The organism is Bacillus sp. PK3-037 (genome assembly GCF_054161355.1).
Genome location: NZ_CP096408.1, coordinates 2,548,151 through 2,568,438, shown reverse-complemented (window position 1 = coordinate 2,568,438; position 20,288 = coordinate 2,548,151). Strand labels below are relative to the sequence as shown.

20 protein-coding genes are annotated in these 20,288 nt (G+C 41.9%); 11 read left to right on the top strand and 9 right to left on the bottom strand.

Annotated features, from left to right (window positions below):
- Positions 1–12 precede the first annotated feature (12 nt).
- The 4 genes from M1D69_RS13070 to nprE all read right to left on the bottom strand — a co-directional run bounded on the left by M1D69_RS13070 (position 13) and on the right by nprE (position 4,129).
- Positions 13–927, bottom strand: coding sequence for a class I SAM-dependent methyltransferase (locus M1D69_RS13070; RefSeq protein WP_458105857.1), 915 nt, complete (start codon positions 925–927; stop codon positions 13–15).
- Positions 928–1,069: 142 nt separating this feature from the next.
- Entirely contained in the window at positions 1,070–1,972 is a 903-nt protein-coding gene (locus tag M1D69_RS13065; protein ID WP_458105858.1) for a prolyl oligopeptidase family serine peptidase, read from the bottom strand.
- A 75-nt stretch (positions 1,973–2,047) separates the two neighbouring features.
- Positions 2,048–2,482, bottom strand: a complete 435-nt coding sequence (locus tag M1D69_RS13060) for an Rrf2 family transcriptional regulator (protein WP_019258305.1) — start codon at positions 2,480–2,482, stop codon at positions 2,048–2,050.
- Between the two features lie 81 nt (positions 2,483–2,563).
- Entirely contained in the window at positions 2,564–4,129 is a 1,566-nt protein-coding gene (gene nprE, locus M1D69_RS13055) for a neutral metalloprotease NprE (protein ID WP_458105859.1), read from the bottom strand.
- Positions 4,130–4,421: 292 nt separating this feature from the next.
- Here nprE and M1D69_RS13050 point away from each other — a divergent pair, with 292 nt between their 5' ends.
- From M1D69_RS13050 to M1D69_RS13035, 4 genes are read left to right on the top strand one after another with little or no spacing between them, the layout of a single operon-like run.
- Positions 4,422–6,362 (top strand): hypothetical protein, encoded by a 1,941-nt coding sequence (locus tag M1D69_RS13050; protein WP_458105860.1) that lies wholly within the window; start codon positions 4,422–4,424, stop codon positions 6,360–6,362.
- Positions 6,352–6,612, top strand: a complete 261-nt coding sequence (locus tag M1D69_RS13045) for a hypothetical protein (RefSeq protein ID WP_458105861.1) — start codon at positions 6,352–6,354, stop codon at positions 6,610–6,612. The genes M1D69_RS13050 and M1D69_RS13045 overlap by 11 nt, the downstream gene beginning before the upstream one ends.
- A complete protein-coding gene (locus tag M1D69_RS13040; RefSeq protein ID WP_458106153.1) occupies positions 6,612–7,133 on the top strand; it encodes a sigma-70 family RNA polymerase sigma factor in 522 nt (173 codons plus the stop codon). Before M1D69_RS13045 ends, M1D69_RS13040 begins: the two co-directional genes overlap by 1 nt.
- A complete protein-coding gene (locus M1D69_RS13035; RefSeq protein ID WP_044156016.1) occupies positions 7,130–7,423 on the top strand; it encodes an anti-sigma factor family protein in 294 nt (97 codons plus the stop codon). The genes M1D69_RS13040 and M1D69_RS13035 overlap by 4 nt, the downstream gene beginning before the upstream one ends.
- 44 nt (positions 7,424–7,467) lie before the next feature.
- Here the strand turns inward: M1D69_RS13035 and M1D69_RS13030 are convergent, their stop codons facing one another.
- The gene (locus M1D69_RS13030; RefSeq protein WP_193660477.1) at positions 7,468–8,073 is read right to left on the bottom strand and encodes a hypothetical protein; all 606 of its coding nucleotides are present in this window, start codon (positions 8,071–8,073) and stop codon (positions 7,468–7,470) included.
- A 272-nt stretch (positions 8,074–8,345) separates the two neighbouring features.
- The gene (locus tag M1D69_RS13025) at positions 8,346–8,534 is read right to left on the bottom strand and encodes a YlaF family protein (protein WP_458105862.1); all 189 of its coding nucleotides are present in this window, start codon (positions 8,532–8,534) and stop codon (positions 8,346–8,348) included.
- Between the two features lie 111 nt (positions 8,535–8,645).
- On the opposite strand from M1D69_RS13025, the gene typA reads away from it, so the two are divergent.
- Both typA and M1D69_RS13015 read left to right on the top strand, forming a co-directional pair.
- Complete coding sequence (gene typA / locus M1D69_RS13020) at positions 8,646–10,484, top strand: translational GTPase TypA (RefSeq protein WP_458105863.1); 1,839 nt, start codon at positions 8,646–8,648, stop codon at positions 10,482–10,484.
- Positions 10,485–10,539: 55 nt separating this feature from the next.
- Positions 10,540–10,857: a YlaH-like family protein gene (locus M1D69_RS13015; protein WP_024121276.1), complete on the top strand. Its 318-nt coding sequence runs from the start codon at positions 10,540–10,542 to the stop codon at positions 10,855–10,857.
- Positions 10,858–10,914: 57 nt separating this feature from the next.
- On the opposite strand, the gene M1D69_RS13010 is transcribed toward M1D69_RS13015, so the two are convergent.
- Together M1D69_RS13010 and M1D69_RS13005 are read right to left on the bottom strand one after the other, a co-directional pair.
- Positions 10,915–11,124, bottom strand: a complete 210-nt coding sequence (locus M1D69_RS13010) for a YlaI family protein (protein ID WP_081638297.1) — start codon at positions 11,122–11,124, stop codon at positions 10,915–10,917.
- Between the two features lie 86 nt (positions 11,125–11,210).
- Complete coding sequence (locus M1D69_RS13005) at positions 11,211–11,840, bottom strand: YhcN/YlaJ family sporulation lipoprotein (RefSeq protein ID WP_458105864.1); 630 nt, start codon at positions 11,838–11,840, stop codon at positions 11,211–11,213.
- Positions 11,841–11,997: 157 nt separating this feature from the next.
- Between M1D69_RS13005 and M1D69_RS13000 the strand changes: the two genes are divergently transcribed.
- The gene (locus M1D69_RS13000; protein ID WP_458105865.1) at positions 11,998–13,326 is read left to right on the top strand and encodes a PhoH family protein; all 1,329 of its coding nucleotides are present in this window, start codon (positions 11,998–12,000) and stop codon (positions 13,324–13,326) included.
- Between the two features lie 4 nt (positions 13,327–13,330).
- Here M1D69_RS13000 and M1D69_RS12995 read toward each other — a convergent pair whose 3' ends face one another.
- Positions 13,331–13,816 carry a peptidyl-prolyl cis-trans isomerase gene (locus M1D69_RS12995; RefSeq protein WP_458105866.1) on the bottom strand — a complete coding sequence of 162 codons (486 nt, stop codon included), beginning with the start codon at positions 13,814–13,816 and terminating at the stop codon, positions 13,331–13,333.
- A gap of 103 nt (positions 13,817–13,919) precedes the next feature.
- Between M1D69_RS12995 and glsA the strand changes: the two genes are divergently transcribed.
- The 4 genes from glsA (at position 13,920) to pyc (ending at position 20,164) form a co-directional block, all read left to right on the top strand.
- Positions 13,920–14,849 carry a glutaminase A gene (glsA, locus tag M1D69_RS12990; protein WP_227533774.1) on the top strand — a complete coding sequence of 310 codons (930 nt, stop codon included), beginning with the start codon at positions 13,920–13,922 and terminating at the stop codon, positions 14,847–14,849.
- Positions 14,850–14,946: 97 nt separating this feature from the next.
- On the top strand, positions 14,947–15,228 hold the full coding sequence (locus M1D69_RS12985; protein ID WP_003221339.1) for a YlaN family protein: 282 nt from the start codon (positions 14,947–14,949) through the stop codon (positions 15,226–15,228).
- 203 nt (positions 15,229–15,431) lie between these two features.
- Positions 15,432–16,643: an FtsW/RodA/SpoVE family cell cycle protein gene (locus M1D69_RS12980; protein WP_059335848.1), complete on the top strand. Its 1,212-nt coding sequence runs from the start codon at positions 15,432–15,434 to the stop codon at positions 16,641–16,643.
- A 74-nt stretch (positions 16,644–16,717) separates the two neighbouring features.
- A complete protein-coding gene (pyc, locus tag M1D69_RS12975) occupies positions 16,718–20,164 on the top strand; it encodes a pyruvate carboxylase (protein ID WP_458105867.1) in 3,447 nt (1,148 codons plus the stop codon).
- Positions 20,165–20,288: the final 124 nt, after the last annotated feature.

Genomic DNA, 20,288 nt, shown 5'->3' with positions numbered 1-20,288 from the left:
TCTGTTAAAAAATTATTTTTTCACCGCATGAATATAATGAACCGCTTCAAACGCTGACAAATAGTCTGTTCGATTGCCAAAGAAAAGGCCATTAATGTCGGCTGGTGATAGATGTTCATAGATCAGCAAACCTGATGACTCTAACATTCTTTCAATTTCATCATAAGTAAAGCAAGATTTCATCGGTTCTCCGCTTGCAGCAGCCATCTTCACCATATGTTCAACTCTATTTGATGTTCCTTTTGCTGTAAAGAGTGTTTCGTCCGCATAATCAAAAACGATAGAGCTCCCTGATGGGACTTGAGAAAATAAATTGCTGATCAAGCCTGCATTTTCTTCTCGTGTTAAATAATAAGACACTCCCAGAAGGCTAAAGAATGTTTTTACGTTCTCAAATCCTTTATCTATGAGAGGCTGATACGAAAACGTTTTGGTAAAATCCATAGGAACAAAGTGAAGATGTTCAGGAACTGTCAGATTTGCATCTTTTAGCTTATTTTTTTTGAATTGCTGTGTAGCCGGATGATCAACCTCGAAAACCTGTAAGCTGTTTTCCAATTCAGGATGCCGGAAACAGAATGTATCCAGCCCGGCCCCAAGAATGACATACTGTTTTGCTCCGAGCTTTAATTCGTTGTGTAAGACTTTTTCGCAATACGAAGCACGTGCTAAGGGCGTGGGTGACAGTTGGACTTGCGTAACCCATTTTAATATTTCTTCGGGATCATTTTGCAGGCGTTCAGCAATCTCTTTATTGAAAAACGTGATTCCTTGAATCATATTCTCACTGATGTCGGAAAACTCTTTTTCGTTAATAAGCTCTTTTGCAATAAAATCATCAAAAATGAGAGGCGTGTCATATCGGCTGTGATACGCACGGGCAAAAGCTGAAATCAAAGACGTTAAGCTGGACTCATTTTTCCTCATGAAATGATCCTCCCATAAAAAAATAAGATTCCCCTGGCCAGGAGAATCTTATTATACATACAAATATATTAATAGTAAATTGTAGCATAAATAAATTTTTTTGTCAATGTTTTTGCTTTTTCTTTAGTCGTATGAACTTCCTTTATTTCATATGCTTACGTTCATTCTTTAGATAGCAGTTAAAAAAATCTTTTACAATGTTAAGAGTATGATGCTGGGTAAAACCGGTATGTCCGGCCTCCTTTATTTTATACATAATGACATCGTGGCCTGCTTTTTTTAGTGCGTGATAAAATTCAGCGCTTTGCTCATACGGAACGACGTCATCCTGATCCCCATGCATAATAAGAATTGGCGGCGCCTCGCGATGTACATATTCAATAGGACTGGCTTTTCTGGCTTTTTCCTTATGTTCCTGAATTGCCCCGCCAATAAGCTTGGATTCAGGTGAATGAGGGGAGTCATGGTCAAAAATAGACGGATATCGGCTCATTGTCAGTAAATCGGTCGGCCCAAACCAATCTGCAATGGCCTGCACTCGACTCGATACATGGGCATATTCCCGGTTTCCATCGAATTCTTTTAATCCTTCAGTTAATCCGAGCAGTAGAGCCAAGTGTCCGCCGGAAGAATCTCCCCAAACCCCGATGTTTTGCGAATCGATATTGTATGCTGAAGCGTTGGCTTTTAAAAAACGTACTGCTGTTTTTACATCCTGCAGCTGAGCGGGGAAGACTGCATCGCCGCTTCCTCTGTACTGCACACTTGCGACGGTGTACCCCTCTTTTGCAAATTCAGCAAGCTGAGGCAAAAAAGCGTATGTATCCTGTTTTGTCCAGCCCCAGCCGCATCCTTGTAAATAAACAATTAAAGGGTAGGTTTCTTGGTTGCCCTTTTTGTCAAACAACGCATCCATTGGATCACGGCGTACCAACAAATTTAATGTAAGAGTTGTATTTTCTACGGTTGAAAATTCAATATCGGGAATCAGTTGTACATATGAATGAACATTTTGCTCCCAATGAAGTTCTTTTATTTCTTTCATCTCATCATCTCCAGTATGAAATAGGGTATAACCGTTGTAATGAATTTAATTACAACGGTTATAAAAAAAGTATGCTTACTGTGAAGCATTCCTTTTTTGAACGATTAATTCAGTCAGTTCCTTTACGCTTGTTTCCTTCAATATATTCTCCATGGCATCTTGGGCTTTTAATAAAATGAGCTCGAGAACACGATGAATATTTGCTCCGACCCAGCAGTTTGGATTGGGATTTTCATGGGAATGAAAAAGCGCGCCTTCTTCAACAACTTCGGTGGCCTTATAGATGTCGTATAAAGTGATGGCGTCTGCATCTTTTAATAAATAAGCCCCACCCGAACCCCTTTTCACATCGATTAGGCCTGCTTTTTTTAATAAGCGGCTGATTTGGCGGATAATGACTGGATTGGTATTTACGCTGTCAGCCATTTGTTCTGAGGTGAGGTGATCCGTCCGCACATTTAATAGAGACAACATATGTACGGCTATCGTGAAGCGGGTGCTAATTCTCATGGTATCATCCTTTCGTTGTAATGATTATACTTACAACAAAAAAGAAAATCAAGCCTGAGAGATCTCAGGCTTTTTCTAATATTACAATCCAACAGCATTCCAGGCAGCTTCAACTTTAGCAGCATCAGTTGAGCCGTATAGATCACGGGCAGACTGAATGAGGGCAGCCTTCGCATCTTTGAAAGTGGAATAAGGCGTAAGGTACGTTGTTAACGCACGGTAATAGATTTGCTGTGATTTAGATACACCAAGCTTTGTAATGGTATTGTAAGCGGCTTTGTTTGGAATTCCGCTGTTTATGTGTACACCGCCGTAATCACCTTCATCTGTATTCGGCAGGTTTTGATAGTTGGCGTAATTGTCAGGCTGATCATATTTTGTCGGATTGGACAGGCTGCGGAGAGCCGGCTGGCTGACCGTAATGTCTTCACCGATATCCCAGTCTTCTGTATCAGTGAAATAACCGAATACATCAGAGAATGACTCGTTTAATGCCCCAGGCTGATTTTCATAGACAAGGTTGGCTGTTTCTTGAGTGACACCGTGAGTCATTTCATGAGCCGTCACATCCAATGAGCCTGAAAGCGGGGAGAAGAAGGAGCCGTCTCCATCACCGTAAATCATTTGATCCCCTGTCCAAGCGGCGTTATTATAACGGCTGCCGTAGTGAACAGAAGAAACGATTTTACTGCCTTTGTTGTCATAGCTGTTTCGTTTAAACGTAGAGTAAAAATAATCGTACACTTTCCCCAGGTTATAGTGTGCATCTACAGCTGCGCGCTGTGATGAAGTTGTGAATTTATTTGTTGTGCTTGAGACAAGTGTTCCCGGAAGGCGGCTTTGTCTGTTTTGTAAATCATACGTGATAATTTGAGTGCCGGTTGGTTTTGACAGATCTCTTAAAACATATTTGCCGCTTTCATAAGAAATATTCAGAGGAACGGTTGCGCCCTTTAGCGTTGTTCCGCTTCCAGTGGCGGCAGCATGTTCTACTTTATTTTGCTGTTTTAATATGCTGCCTGTTTCGGCATCAACTAAGACTTCCCAGTTTGCAGGTTCAGGCTCGATATAGCGAATCGTCACATCGTAAGCAAGACGATAGCTGCCGTCCTTTGTTTCTACCGCTTTTAACTCGGCTTTATCACTGTTTTTGGCCGTTCCGTTAGAAACAGCGTCCGGTGATTTGCCGATGGCTTTGAAAGCGAGTGCCAGCGCTTTTTCAGAAGAGACTTTTTGGCTGTTTTCTGTTTTGCCAGCAGATTGATTGTGTAATTCGCCATTGACCGCATAGACATTATCGGATTTATCGACGTGAACAATCACTTGTGAATCTTTAATAGGCACTCCGTTAACCACAGGCGCATATCGAAAGTGCTTGTACCCAAGGGCATCAGTCGTGCTTTCGACAAGCTTCAGCCTTTTGGCAGGATCACCTTTAAAAATGTTGCTGTTCTTCTTCAAAAACTGTTTGACAGCCTTGTCATTTGGTGCAGATAGTTCTGATTGCGCAATTGCGTTTTTGGAGAGGAAATTTGTTTGATTCTCTTTAAGCTGATAACTTTCAGCAGCCTGAACACCCGGAAGGCCGATTGATAAACTCATAAATGAAGCAGCGACAACGACGGACAATTTCTTACCTAAACCCACAATAAATCCCCCTTTTTGAAAATACTGAAAAATCTTTATATCGTTATATTAAACGAGCAATCTGGTATTCTCAACAAAAACTAACATAACTAGACAAAATTGATAGAATCGTCCTGTGTTTATTTTTGTTGAATAATATCAAGATGAGTCAAGTGTCATGTGATGGATGAATTGCAAGAGTTATGTCGTCGTCTTTATATCGAAGGGGGAGATGAGAAATTTTTGGTTTTTATTGAAACTTTTTAACAAGCGGCTTGTCTAACCGGATGAGGCCTTAATAAGAAGTAAAGGATTGTTGTTCGTGTATGATTTATTCAGTCATTATGTATTGCATTTTGAACGTTATTTTATTTTGAGCAGGCAAAGCACTTTGCTGATTCAATGGTCAATTGTTGCCCTTGCAGCACTGTATATATTGGCATATCACCCGAAAATCAATCGGTGCCATACATTGTTTTTTGCTGGAGTATTATTACGGGTTGTTTTGCTGGCGGGCGTGTCTGTTGAACTTGTTCATCAGGTGCAGGTAACGAACTTTACCAGCGCTTATTTAAGGGATGAGGGGAACGAATTGCTGCCGCTGCTGCATTTTTTCTTATACGGGTATGTGCTGCTGACGGCTTTTCATTATATGTTAATGCTTCGTGATCATGGCGGAAAAGGGATGTTTTTTACGTTTGATCTGGCTGTTGTCAGCTTGCCGATTGTGCAGATGGTATTCAGTTTCTTTTCGTATTGGAAGCAATATCCTGATGAGGTCGAGCCGATTGTATACGGTTCTCTGTTTTTAATGATCATTCTTCCTATTGTATTGAATGTGCTATTTTTCAAACTGTATTGGAGAACAAATAAGATTTTACTAGGTTTATTTTATTCGCTGATTGTCGGAATCCTTGTACTGCTGCTTGTGCCATATTCCGAGCACATTTCGATTGACTATGGAGCTGCAATGCCGTATACGATTTATTTGACAATGGCGGGGTTTTTGATGAGTTATCATCTGTTCCAAAAGTCAGGTAAAGCTTATGTGCGTATTAAGAAGGGGCTGACGATCGCTGTCATTGTGATGTGTATTTTGCTCTTAAATCCGATATATAACTTAGGAACGGTTGCTTTCGCTATATCAAAGCCAGCAAATGTCACCGATACATTCAATTTTGTAGGAGAGCACATTTCATCTGAAAAAGCGGAACGGATTTTAAAGTCATTTTTTCCGACGGATGAGACATTATTTTTACACAACACAAATATGGATGTGCATTATTTCTACTCATTTAAAAGCATGAGTTATGAGGCAGAGGTTGATGAAGTATCCCAGATGATACGTAATTATCAGTACTTGAAAAAGGCACATGGGAAAACGCTGGCTGATCAGGAATACGTACGAAAGTCAATCGCTTTCCTTGAGCGACACGGACGAGTGTTAAGTAAGGATCATATCGAAACAAAGGTATCTAAAGAAGACGGTCAGACAGCCGTTCGTATATTCCTCAAAAATCAATTTCATAAAAAAGATAACGATGATGATGGCACAGTATTTTATTGGGAAAAGGAAACCTTAATGGGCTTTAGTGAAGACCCTTCAATTTATCAGCTTGATTCCCTTCGGCATGTTCATATCACAGAACAAGACATACACAACAAAGTGAAGGAAATGTTTACAGCTTTGAAAATACCTAAACAGCCTTATCAAATTACAGATATTGAAAGTAACAGCCTGCTTGGAAGCCTGGTGCGGGTTGAAACAAAAGAAGGAATGGTTTTGTCCTTCGAGGCTGAAACCGGCAGTTTGCAAAGTCTTTCACTTCCAATTAAAAGAAAAAGTTCACTGGCAAACAGTCAGCTGCAGCAGCAGATGTTATCGGTCTTCGAAGCGGATGTATCAGAAATAAAGAAAAAAAGCAGGCAGAGTGATAAGGTGGTGTATTCTGATTCCTCTAAAACATATGAGTTTTTTGAAGATCAAGGGTTGCTAAACGTTTATGTTTACAACGATACACCCGATAATTCATTCCCGTATACGTATCGTGATGGAAAATTGGCTTATGAAAAAGTAGCTTCTATATATAAGGATGTCATTTACAAAAAACGCATGCGTCCGATTATCGTTCAAAGAGGGAATGAACGCCATTATGCATGGCTGATCATTATTCAGCCGTTCGGCTCAAACCGTCATGATGCTTATGTGGTGGATGGAGAAACTCAAGAGGTGAAAAGTCTTTATGAATCATAGAGAAAAAGAGTCTGTGTTTTTAGATTTATACGACCTATATAAAGAAAGAGAGCTAGAGGATGAATCAATGGAATGGATGAAACAGCATGAGCCGTTATATCGAAAAAATGCGGAAGACTTAAAGAGTGAATCATGTTCAAAGAGAACGGAAGATGAGAGCCAAATCAGACATATGAAAGTATATATGTCTTCCATGTATATCTGTTTCATTTTATTGGCCATTTGGATGACGGTGTGGTTTTATTTTTAATGAAACAGAAGGATTCGATTGAGAATTTGTATCGACAGTATTACCAGGAGATTTTGAATTATCTATTCCGGAGAACTCATCAACTCGAAACAGCCAAGGATTTAGCTCAGGACACTTTTGTGAAAGCCTTTAACGGGCTTGCTTCGTTTAAAGGGCACTCCTCTATCAGAACGTGGCTGTATACAATTGCACACCATACATTTATTAATTGGTACCGAAAGGAAGTTAAATACCAATTTACTGATATCAGCTTAAATGAAGGACTGAAGCAAACGACTTATGAACAGCCTGAACAGTATCTTTCGCGGACGGTTAAAAGTGAAACGTTGCGGCAAGAGCTCCTGCAGCTAAAGGATCAGCACCAATCCGTTTTGATTTTAAGAGAATTTCAAGAGCTTTCTTATGAGGAAATCGCCGAAATCTTAGGATGGAGCCTTTCGAAAGTGAAAACCACTCTTCACCGGGCTAGATTAGAGCTCAAGAAAAACATGACGAAAAGAAGAGAGGAGGAGCGGATATGACCTGCTTTCTAGTAAGAGACCTTCTCCCTCTGTATATTGAAGGTGATTGCAAAAAAGAAACGGAAAACTTCATTGAAAAGCATATGAACACCTGCCGCAGCTGCAGAGAAATGTTTGAACAGATGTCTGAGCCTTTTGAGTTTAAAGATGAACAGCCCCCTCAAGATGCTTTTCTGCCTGAAGAAGAAATCCGTTTTAAACAAAGATACTATGGTTTGCTGATTATTAAAGCAGCCTTCTGGTTTGGAGCTGTATTTGCTGTGATGCTGATCATCAAACTGCTAATATAAAGGAAAAGCGCTTGCCGGATTTACGGACAAGCGCTTTTATTACATTAAGCTTGCGGATGAAGCATTTGGTAGATGGCTGCAAGCTGTTCTTGAGACAGTGCACCGAAGAGCTTTTCATAAAAATCAGCCTGCTCAGGTGTCGCACCAGCTTCTAAAGCTGCATCTTTATCAAAACTGTACGCTCCATCTTCTGAAACAATGGATGCCTGCAGAATATGAATTTTAAGGGAAACAGCTGCGAAAAATTGGTCAAGCGCGAGTGCTTCTTTTTCTGTGAAGCCGAGCTCAACAGCTTTTTCTGTATCAAATTTGTAGCTGCCGTCTTCAACATATACACATTGTGAAACAATATCGAAGAATTCAGATGTCGATTCCCACAATTTCGCAATGATTTGAGCCTCTTCTTGTGTCATTCCTAACTCGACAGCTTTTTCACTGTCAAAATAATAAACCCCGTCTTCTTCATATATACATTGATTTAATAAATCGAAAAATGTATTCAGGTCTTCATTTGTGATTGTCTCCTGCAAAGCAGGTGTGCTGTGACTAACTGTTTTTGCGCTTGCGGCATCAGGTCCGAAAGTAAGCAGGGTGGCTGAGGTCAGTGCGGCAGTTGTAAGTATGGCTTTTTTTACAAATGGTTTCTTCATGTTTCGTCTCTCCCTTTTGTGAATTGTGGTACAAATCCCATTATAGGGAGAGACTGATGTGAGGAAAATAGGCTTTATGGTAGTTTGTGTATGTCCATGTCGAACCACTTCCGTTTGGTTAAAAGTGTCATATTTAGAACGATTGTCCATGAATGGGTGTTGTTTTGCTTCTTCCCTCCTAGGAAACAGGGGAGATAAGCCTTACGTAACGAAAAAACACCGCATTCATTTGCGGTGTTTTTGATTACAATGTCTTTAGCAAGGATAAGCTTTTAATCGAGCAATCCTTGCTCGCGCATTTTCTTTTTTAACGTAAATCCGCTTCCCATAACGGCGCAAACGAGCACAATGCTGGCGATAATGCCCCACGCGCTTTTTTCGGCGATAAAGACGCCGATCAGCATTATGCTGAAAACCGCTGCAAATGCAAATAATAATAAAAGCCAATTTATTTTTTTCATATTTCCATCCCCTTTTACGTCTTATAATAAGTTTACAGAAAAACGTGACGCTTTTAAAGAGGATGTGTGGTATAATATGAAAGTTATCTAATTTTTTTAGGAGATGAAAAAGTGAAACTTCGAAATGATCTTCGCAACATCGCGATTATTGCCCACGTTGACCATGGGAAAACGACTCTAGTCGATCAGCTTTTACACCAGGCTGGTACATTCCGTGCCAACGAACAAGTTGCTGAACGCGCAATGGACTCAAACGATCTTGAACGCGAACGCGGCATTACAATTTTGGCGAAAAATACTGCGATTAACTATAAAGATACACGTATCAATATTTTGGATACCCCTGGACACGCAGACTTTGGGGGAGAGGTAGAACGGATTATGAAAATGGTTGACGGCGTACTGCTTGTCGTTGACGCATATGAAGGCTGCATGCCTCAAACTCGTTTCGTTCTGAAGAAAGCTCTTGAGCAAAACTTGAACCCGGTTGTTGTTGTGAACAAAATCGACCGTGATTTCGCACGTCCTGAAGAAGTTATCGATGAGGTTCTTGACCTGTTCATCGAGCTTGACGCAAATGAAGAACAGCTCGAATTCCCGGTGGTATATGCTTCCGCGATTAATGGAACAGCGAGCCTTGACCCTAAGCAGCAAGATGAAAACATGGAAGCTTTATATGAAACGATTATTAAGCATGTTCCGGCACCTGTTGAAAATGCAGATGAGCCGCTTCAATTCCAAGTTGCACTTCTTGATTATAACGACTATGTAGGCCGTATCGGAATCGGACGTGTTTTCCGCGGTACGATGAAAGTCGGTCAGCAGGTTTCTCTTATGAAGCTTGACGGTACAGCTAAATCATTCCGTGTGACAAAAATCTTTGGTTTCCAAGGCTTAAAACGGGTGGAAATTGAAGAAGCAAAAGCGGGAGACCTCGTTGCGGTTTCCGGCATGGAAGATATCAACGTCGGTGAAACAGTCTGTCCTGTAGAGCATCAAGAACCGCTTCCGGTGCTTCGCATTGATGAACCGACACTTCAAATGACATTTGTCGTGAATAACAGCCCGTTTGCCGGCCGTGAAGGGAAATATGTGACAGCCCGTAAAATTGAAGAACGCCTTCATTCACAGCTGCAGACTGATGTCAGCTTGCGTGTCGAGCCTACAGCTTCTCCAGATGCTTGGGTGGTTTCCGGCCGCGGTGAGCTTCACCTGTCTATTTTAATTGAAAACATGCGCCGTGAAGGCTATGAGCTTCAAGTGTCAAAACCTGAAGTTATCATCAAAGAAATTGACGGTGTACGCTGTGAGCCTGTAGAGCGCGTGCAAATTGATGTTCCGGAAGAGCATACAGGCTCTGTAATGGAATCAATGGGAGCGCGTAAAGGTGAAATGATCGATATGATTAACAACGGTAACGGCCAAGTCCGTTTAATCTTTACAGTGCCTTCCCGCGGATTGATCGGTTACTCAACAGAGTTCCTGTCATTAACACGCGGCTTCGGTATCCTGAACCATACGTTTGACAGTTACCAGCCGATGCAGGCGGGCCAAGTCGGCGGACGCCGTCAAGGTGTGCTTGTGTCAATGGAAAACGGAAAAGCGACATCTTACGGAATTCAAGGGATTGAAGACCGCGGTGTGATCTTTGTTGAACCTGGTACTGAAGTTTATGAAGGAATGATTGTCGGAGAGCATAACCGTGACAACGACCTTGTTGTCAATGTCAGCAAAATGAAACAGCAGACAAACGTCCGCTCTGCAACAAAAGATCAAACAACAACAATTAAAAAAGCGCGCATCATGTCTCTAGAAGAATCTTTAGAGTACTTAAACGAAGATGAATACTGCGAAGTAACGCCTGAATCCATCCGTTTAAGAAAGAAAATCCTTAATAAAAACGAACGCGAAAAAGCGGCTAAAAAGAAAAAAACAGCAGGATTGTCTTAATCCCTTGCAGAATTTGAAAAGATAGAACCCGTACGCTGCAGGGGAGGGAATCTTTTTGAATGACGTAAGCGAACGCCTGTCGTTCTTCGCCGCTCTATATCAAGTGGACCGGCAGCCAGCAGCAGGCATGTGGCTGCTGTATGGCACCATTTTTGTTTTAGCTGTTATTGTGTTTAAGCTTGGATTTGCAAAACGGCTTCCGGTATTAAAATCAGCAGTGGTGTACTTATTTCTGGCTTTAGGCTGCACTGTTTTGACTTTTCTCGGTGTATTTTTGCCTGTGGCAGAGGGATTGGTCGTCGCTGCATTGATTTTAATCATTTACAAAATTCGGCTGTATCAGTCGAAAAAGGAACAGTCCGCAAAATCATGAAAAAAGACTCAGCATCTCGCTGAGTCTTTTTTTGTATTCTGTATGAATAGCTGCCGCTTATTTTTTAACTTTTTCTTTCTTCTGCTGTCCCGGGTGAAATGTGAACTTTCCGGTTTTCAGCCGTTCTTCTGTTTTTTTGGCAATTCGGTCATGGCATTCCTGGCACATATATGTATGGATCGGACGGTTTCTCAGCCGTTTCGCGATCAGGGTTTCATCATCAATCGTTTCAATTTTATCGCAAATAGAACATTGGACCCTCATCATATCACCTCTTTCACTCTAATATGCATTATATCATGGATCAGATGCTGTCCAAAATAAGAAAAAGCTAAAGCCGCAAGGGCTCTAGCTTAATCATTATTGTTCTTTTTCATATGATGATCAGATTGATCGTTTTGTTCCGTTTCCATTTCCTTCTCTTGCTTTCTGTTTAATTGATCGTTTTGCTGCTTGGTTTGCGGTTCATCTTCATCGTCAATCACATCGTTAGGCACTTCCGGGAGCACCCGGCCGACAATCGCGGCCAGTTCATCTAAAATCCCTGTAACAGGACGGCCTTCACTGATCTCTCTTCCCATTTCATTGAGACGGCTGACGGTATCAGGATCAGCAACCACAACTGCATTGGCGCCGTGCCGATCATTTTTTAAAGCCTGTGCCACAGAGTATTTGATGGTTTCGACTTTGCTTCTATCCAGGTTATCGCCGACGTCAATTCCTACTACAGCATATCCTCCAAGCACAACAGCTGTCGCATCCTTGACATCCGGCACTTTTTCCGCAACGCCGACAAGATGCTTGGCAATATCAGTTCTAGTTCCATTGTCTTTTGTTTCCCGAGATGTGTCCTTTACGTGAATCGGTTTTGTTTCCTGCTGTCTTGTTGATTCTTTTTCAATATTTTGCTCCTGTCTTCCCTGTTGAACAGCGCAGGCGGACAAAATGAGTGTGAGCTGTATGATAATGAAAAGAATTCGCACTTGCGGTTTCCCTCCTTGAAATGCATTCATTAATTTTATTGTTGAATTAACCTTCTATCTTTATTCACAAAAACATATATTTTAGCAGGCGTTCACCTTTTTCATCGTAAGAGAAGCAGGAAGAACTATGACCACCCTTATATCAGGAGGCTGAGACTTGAGTAAAATTTATGTGTTAGATACGAATGTGTTATTACAGGATCCTAACGCTATTTTTTCTTTTGAAGAAAATGAAGTTATCATCCCTGCTGTTGTTTTAGAAGAGGTTGATTCCAAGAAACGATATATGGACGAAGTTGGGAGGAATGCGAGGCACGTATCTAAGCTGATAGACGCGCTAAGACTGAAGGGGAGGCTGCATGAGAAGGTTCCGCTTGATACGGGGGGAACGCTGCGAATTGAATTGAACCACCGTTCCTTTCACCAGCTTCAAGAAATCTTTATCGAAAAAACGAATGATAATCGTATATTAGCCGTTGCTAAAAACTTAAGCCTTGAAGAAGAGACGAAGGAAGACGGTAGGCCTGTGATCCTTGTCAGCAAGGATGTATTAGTCAGAGTCAAAGCGGATGCCATCGGCCTTCTTGCTGAAGATTTCTTAAATGACAGGGTTGTGGACAATGATGAAATGTACAGCGGTTATAAGGATTTATATATTAACCAGCAGCTATTTAGCTCTTTTTACGGAAAAAAACAAATTTCAGTTCAGGATATGAAGCAGCCTGCATTTTACCCAAACCAGTTTGCCTTAATGAAGGATGAATTAGGAGGGTCGTCCTCTGCCGTCGGTATTGCGGATAAAACGGGCACGGTCCTAAAAAGACTTGTGTTTGATGATGAACACGTATGGGGAATCAGGCCGAGAAATGTTCAGCAGACAATGGCGTTAGAGCTTTTGCTGCGAGAAGATATTCCGCTGGTGACGCTGATCGGAAAAGCCGGAACGGGGAAAACGTTGCTTGCTTTAGCAGCGGGGCTTTTACAGACAGAAGATTTAGGGATATATAAAAAGCTGGTCGTGGCAAGGCCGATTGTTCCTGTCGGCAAGGATATCGGATACTTGCCGGGTGAAAAAGAGGAGAAGCTAAAGCCTTGGATGCAGCCGATTTTTGATAACTTAGAGTTTCTGTTTAATGCCAAGAAACCGGGAGAGCTCGAGGCGATTTTGGCGGGGATCGGTTCGATCCAGGTAGAGGCGCTGACGTATATCAGAGGGAGAAGCATTCCTGATCAATTTATAATCATTGATGAAGCGCAAAATTTGACCAGGCATGAAGTGAAAACACTTCTTACAAGAGTGGGCGAAGGCAGTAAAATTGTCTTAATGGGCGATCCTGAACAAATTGATCACCCATATTTAGACAGTCTGAATAATGGTCTGGCATATGTCGTTGAGCGGTTTAAAGGACAACCCATCTCCGGCAGTGTGAAGCTTTTAAAAGGTGAGAGATCCGGGCTTGCCCAGCTTGCCGCTGACTTGCTGTGACGATTTAAATGATGTCGATCTCTTTTATATTGGTGATTGGCTGTTTGTGATCAACTGGATCTTCAAAATAAATATGAACCGGGCCGCCTTCCTGAATCGGCTTGCCTGCCTGGCTGAAATGGACAATACTGTTCAGCGCGGTTTCAAGAGGTACAGCGGCTTTACCGGAACTTGTAATAAATACGCACTGTGATGCAGAGCTGAGCGGCTCGGCATTTTTCAGCACATTTCCCAATTTCATTGCGAAGCTGCCGTTCATCAGTTTTTGTTTTTCAAATTGTTTTTCCGTCTTTAATGTAGGCGGCGCAATCCGTCCTTCTCTAATAACACGTTCAGTATCAAGGCCAGATTCATTCTCAGCCGTATGAAAATTGATATCTTGGCCGTCCCCTTTACGGTCAAATGAAAATTTGCGATCATCAAAAATCCATACACTCGGATCAATCGTAATCGGATATGTAACATTGCCTTTTACTTGTATAACGCTCATGGTATAACCCCCTTCTCTCAAAATTATAAAAGTTTTCGCATGAATTGTCACTTTGTGTAACAAATTATATGTATTGAGATGCTCAGGGAGCGAGGGTGGTCGCATGGTATGCCGGCATAATGACGAGCTGGAAGCGTTAGTGAAAGAAGCGAAAAAGGTGACAGACAAGGGAGAGGTGGCCAGCTACATTCCTGCTTTAGCAAAAGCTGATCAGCACGATCTTTCAGTAGCGATTTATTATTCCAATAATACTTGTCTGTCAGCGGGTGACGTAGAAAAAACATTTACTCTTCAAAGTATATCGAAAGTGCTTTCGCTTGCCCTTGTGTTAATGGAATACGGCAAGGACAGAGTCTTCAGTTATGTTGGACAGGAGCCGACCGGTGATCCGTTTAATTCAATCATTAAGCTTGAAACCGTGAATCCGAGCAAACCGCTAAATCCTATGATAAATGCCGGAGCATTGGTTGTAACCAGCTTGTTGAAAGGACAAACGTCTAAAGAGAGACTCGATTATCTCCTTTCTTTCATCAGAAAATTGACAAACAACCAAGGCATCACCTACTGCCAGGACGTAGCTGATTCTGAATACAGCACATCAATGATTAATCGGGCGATGTGTTATTATATGAAGCAGTACGGGATTTTTGAGGATGATGTTGAAGCAGTAATGGATTTATATACGAAGCAATGTGCGATTGAGATGAACAGTCTTGATTTAGCAAAAATCGGGGCTGTGTTTGCGCTCAACGGCAGGCACCCAGAAACAGGAGAACAAGTCATTTCAAAAGATGTCGCGAGAATTTGCAAGACGTTTATGGTCACCTGCGGAATGTATAATGCAAGCGGAGAATTTGCGATTAAGGTCGGAATTCCTGCGAAAAGCGGAGTATCAGGAGGGATTATGGGCATTTCACCCTATGATTTTGGCATCGGGATTTTCGGCCCGGCTTTGGATGAAAAAGGGAACAGCATTGCTGGTGTAAAGCTTTTGAAAATAATGTCTGAAACGTACAAGCTGAGTATTTTTTAATTTATGTCATCTGTTTAAATCCTCTTGCATTTTCTGCTGATACCCTTTATGATAAATAGAAGAATTAGGTACTCGCCTGGGGAACGGAGGGATACTTTTGGCTTCAGAGATGATAGTTGACCATCGGCAAAAAGCTTTTGAGCTACTGAAAGTTGACGCTGAGAAGATTTTGAAGCTGATCCGAGTACAAATGGATAACTTAACGATGCCTCAATGTCCTCTATATGAAGAGGTATTAGATACTCAAATGTTCGGACTTTCGAGGGAAATCGATTTTGCTGTCCGCCTGGGATTGGTTGACGAAAAAGATGGAAAAGACCTTTTATACACATTAGAACGCGAATTGTCTGCTTTGCACGACGCGTTTACAGGTAAATAAATGATAAAACTCAAACTAATTAACAGTTTGGGTTTTTTTATAACCGCTTGCTTTATTCACCGTATCATGACGGTCTCTTTTTGTGCATTTCATCCGAATCGTATAGAGAATCTTCGTGTCATTTGATAAATTGTAGTAAAATAAAAAATATAAATACATAAAAACCATAGGTAATGGAAGTTGGAAGCAGGGAAGAGGATGTTATGTTAAAAAAAATGCTAAAATCTTATGATTACTCACTGATATTCGCAATTGTTTTACTATGCGGATTCGGTTTAGTGATGGTGTACAGCTCAAGTATGATTACGGCTGTTTCTCGGTATGGGGTGAGCAGTAATTATTTTTTCATGCGGCAGCTGTTTGCTTTAATTGCAGGAGGAATCCTTTTTATTGTTATGGCCGTGTTTCCTTATAAAGCACTTGCTCATCAAAAATTTCAAAAGGTAATGCTGCTTGCTTCTGTGTTTGCGCTTATCTCACTGTTTATATTCGGGCATGTTGCCGGAAATGCGCAAAGCTGGTTTAAAATCGGCGGAATGAGTATCCAGCCGGGTGAATTTGTCAAGCTGGTGGTCATTTTATATCTAGCAGCTGTATATGCAAAAAAACAAAGCTATATTGATCACCTGTTAACGGGAGTTGCGCCTCCTGTGGTGATGACGGTTATTATCTGCGGTTTAATTGCGATGCAGCCTGATTTTGGTACAGCGATGATTATCGCCATAATCGCAACTTGTATGATTTTGTGCTCTGGTTTCAGCGGAAAGACGCTGGCAAGGCTTGTTTTGCTGGGCGGAATTGTTTTAATTCTGGTCAGCCCGCTTATTTATTTAAATAAGGATGACATTTTAACTAAAGGGCGTTTAGCTCGTTTTGAGAGTCTGGAAGATCCGTTTAAATATGCGGATTCATCTGGTTTGCAAGTGATCAACTCTTATTATGCGATTGGGTCGGGCGGTATTTTCGGTCTCGGACTCGGTGAAAGTATCCAAAAATACGGGTATCTTCCAGAATCCCATACTGACTTTATCATGGCCGTGATTGCTGAAGAACTTGGCATTTTTGGGGTATTGTTTGTTGTTTTCCTGCTGGGCTTTATCGTATTAAAAGGTTTCTATATTGCGAGAAAATGCGAGGACCCATTTGGAAGTCTTCTGGCAATCGGCATTTCAAGCATGATTGCCGTACAATCGTTTATTAACCTTGGCGGTGTCAGCGGGCTAATTCCGATTACGGGTGTTACGCTGCCATTTATCAGCTACGGAGGCTCTTCTTTACTTCTATTATTGGGAAGCATGGGGATATTAATCAATATTAGCATGTTTGTGAAATATTCTGAGAATAAGAAAAAGAGAGAGTCCTTGGCGCCAAAGGGAATGAAAAAGAAGCAGCTTGAAAAAACTGTTTATCTGTAAAAAACAAGTGTGTACACGTGAAGGATATTCCGATATGATAGATTATATTCCATTCGGGTAAGGGGGAAAAAAGTTTGTCACAGCAATCGATACAAAAAGTATTAGTAGCAAACAGGGGAGAAATTGCAATCCGTATATTCCGCGCTTGTACAGAATTGAATGTTCGTACAGTTGCGGTTTATTCAAAAGAAGATTCCGGTTCCTATCATCGTTACAAAGCCGATGAAGCGTACCTGGTTGGCGAAGGGAAAAAACCAATTGATGCCTACCTGGATATTGAAGGTATTATTGATATTGCGAAAAGAAACAAGGTGGATGCGATCCACCCGGGATATGGTTTCTTATCTGAAAATATACATTTCGCAAGGCGCTGTGAAGAAGAAGGCATCGTGTTCATTGGTCCGACTTCTGAACATTTAGATATGTTTGGTGATAAGGTAAAAGCGCGTGAGCAGGCGGAAAAAGCCGGAATTCCTGTTATACCAGGAAGCGACGGCCCTGCAGAAACGCTTGAAGCAGTCGAACAATTCGGACAAACTCACGGTTATCCGATTATTATTAAAGCTTCGCTTGGCGGCGGCGGCCGCGGCATGAGAATTGTCAGAAGTGAAAGTGAAGTCAAAGAAGCATATGAACGTGCGAAATCAGAGGCAAAAGCAGCCTTTGGCAATGATGAAGTATATGTAGAGAAACTAATTGAAAACCCTAAGCATATTGAGGTCCAGGTTATTGGAGACAATCAGGGAAACGTGATTCATCTATTTGAACGGGATTGTTCTGTTCAAAGACGCCATCAAAAGGTAATCGAAGTAGCGCCGAGCGTTTCGCTGTCAACTGAATTGAGAGACCAAATTTGTGAAGCTGCGGTTGCGCTTGCTAAAAACGTGAACTATATAAATGCTGGTACGGTTGAATTCCTTGTCGCGAACAACGAGTTTTATTTTATAGAAGTAAATCCGCGTGTTCAAGTTGAACATACAATTACGGAAATGATTACCGGTGTTGATATTGTGCAGACACAGATACTTGTTGCCCAAGGCCACAGCCTACATAGCAAAAAAGTCAACATTCCGGAGCAGAAGGACATTTTTACAATCGGCTATGCGATTCAGTCACGGGTAACGACTGAAGATCCGCAAAATGATTTTATGCCTGACACAGGGAAAATCATGGCTTACCGTTCAGGCGGAGGCTTTGGTGTTCGTCTTGATACAGGAAACAGCTTCCAAGGGGCTGTTATTACGCCCTATTACGATTCGCTGCTCGTTAAACTTTCAACTTGGGCTTTGACGTTTGAACAGGCAGCGGCCAAAATGGTTCGAAACCTTCAGGAGTTTAGAATCAGAGGAATTAAAACAAACATTCCGTTCCTTGAAAATGTCGCAAAGCATGAAAAGTTTCTGACGGGACAATATGATACGTCTTTCATTGATACAACGCCTGAGTTGTTTAATTTCCCTAAGCAGAAAGACCGCGGAACAAAAATGCTTACTTATATCGGGAATGTGACCGTGAATGGTTTCCCTGGAATCGGCAAAAAAGAAAAACCGGCGTTTGACAAGCCGTTAGCTGTAAAAGTCGACGTTGATCAGCAGCCTGCAAGAGGAACAAAACAGATTCTAGATGAAAAAGGCGCTGAAGGGCTTGCTAATTGGGTTAAGGAACAGAAATCTGTTCTATTAACTGATACAACATTCCGGGATGCTCATCAGTCTTTACTGGCGACTAGATTCAGATCGCATGATTTGAAAAAAATCGCTAATCCGACGGCTGCGTTATGGCCGGAGCTGTTCAGCATGGAAATGTGGGGAGGCGCGACCTTCGATGTAGCCTACCGCTTCCTGAAGGAAGATCCATGGAAGCGTCTGGAGGACCTCCGCAAGGAAGTGCCGAATACGCTGTTCCAGATGCTGCTTCGCTCCTCAAACGCTGTCGGCTATACGAATTATCCGGATAATGTGATTAAAGAATTTGTGAAGCAATCCGCTCAATCCGGTATTGATGTTTTCCGTATTTTTGACAGCTTAAACTGGGTAAAAGGGATGACGTTAGCCATCGATGCCGTTCGGGATTCAGGTAAAGTGGCTGAAGCGGCAATTTGTTATACAGGTGATATTCTTGATAAAACCCGTACAAAATATGATCTCGCTTATTATACATCTATGGCGAAGGAGCTTGAGGCTGCAGGGGCCCATATTCTCGGAATTAAAGATATGGCAGGTCTGTTAAAACCGCAAGCTGCATATGAGCTGGTGTCTGCGCTGAAAGAAACAATCAATATTCCGGTTCATCTTCATACGCATGATACGAGCGGGAACGGAATTTATATGTATGCAAAAGCAGTAGATGCAGGCGTTGATATCGTAGACGTGGCGGTCAGCTCAATGGCTGGCTTAACATCACAGCCTAGTGCTAGCGGATTTTATCATGCGATGGAAGGCAACTCCCGCCGTCCGGAAATGAACGTGCAAGGCGTGGAATTACTATCCCAGTATTGGGAATCAGTTCGTAAATATTATAGTGAATTTGAAAGCGGGATGAAGTCTCCGCATACTGAAATTTATGAGCATGAAATGCCTGGAGGCCAATACAGTAACCTGCAGCAGCAGGCGAAGGGAGTAGGCCTGGGCGATCGCTGGAACGAAGTCAAAGAGATGTACAGACGAGTAAATGATATGTTTGGTGACATCGTGAAGGTTACGCCTTCCTCTAAAGTAGTCGGGGATATGGCGCTGTACATGGTGCAAAATAACCTGACTGAAAAGGACATTTATGAAAAAGGCGAATCATTAGATTTCCCTGATTCTGTTATTGAGCTTTTCAAAGGAAATATTGGACAGCCTCATGGCGGATTCCCGGAAAAACTTCAAAAGCTCATTTTAAAAGGGCAGGAGCCGATCACAGTGAGACCGGGAGAATTGCTTGAACCGGTATCCTTTGAAGCGATCAAACAGGAGTTTAAAGAGCAGCATAATTTGGAGATCTCAGACCAGGATGCTTTGGCGTACGCCCTTTATCCTAAAGTCTTCTCTGATTATGTAAAAACTGCTGAAAGCTATGGAAATATTTCGGTATTAGATACTCCGACCTTCTTCTATGGCATGACATTAGGCGAAGAAATAGAAGTGGAAATTGAACGCGGGAAAACGCTGATCGTCAAACTGATTTCAATCGGTGAACCTCAGCCGGATGCAACTCGTGTGATCTATTTCGAACTGAACGGCCAGCCGCGTGAAGTGGTCATAAAGGACGAAAGCATTAAGTCTTCCGTTCAGGAAAGATTAAAAGCAGACCGTACAAATCCAAGTCATATTCCGGCTTCTATGCCTGGAACTGTCATCAAGGTACTGACAGAAGCGGGTGCCAAAGTTGATAAAGGTGATCATTTGATGATCAACGAAGCCATGAAAATGGAAACAACGGTTCAGGCGCCATTCTCAGGAACAATCAAACAGATTCATGTGAAAAATGGAGAGCCGATCCAAACGGGAGATTTGCTTCTCGAAATTGAAAAAGCATAATCAAAAAAGAGTGTATATCATTTGATATACACTCTTTTTTAGTGAGGAACGAGATATGGACGTGCAGCTGCTGCAACGACCGGGGGCTGTTTAAACGTGTGTGAAGGACGGTTGTCTGCTCGCA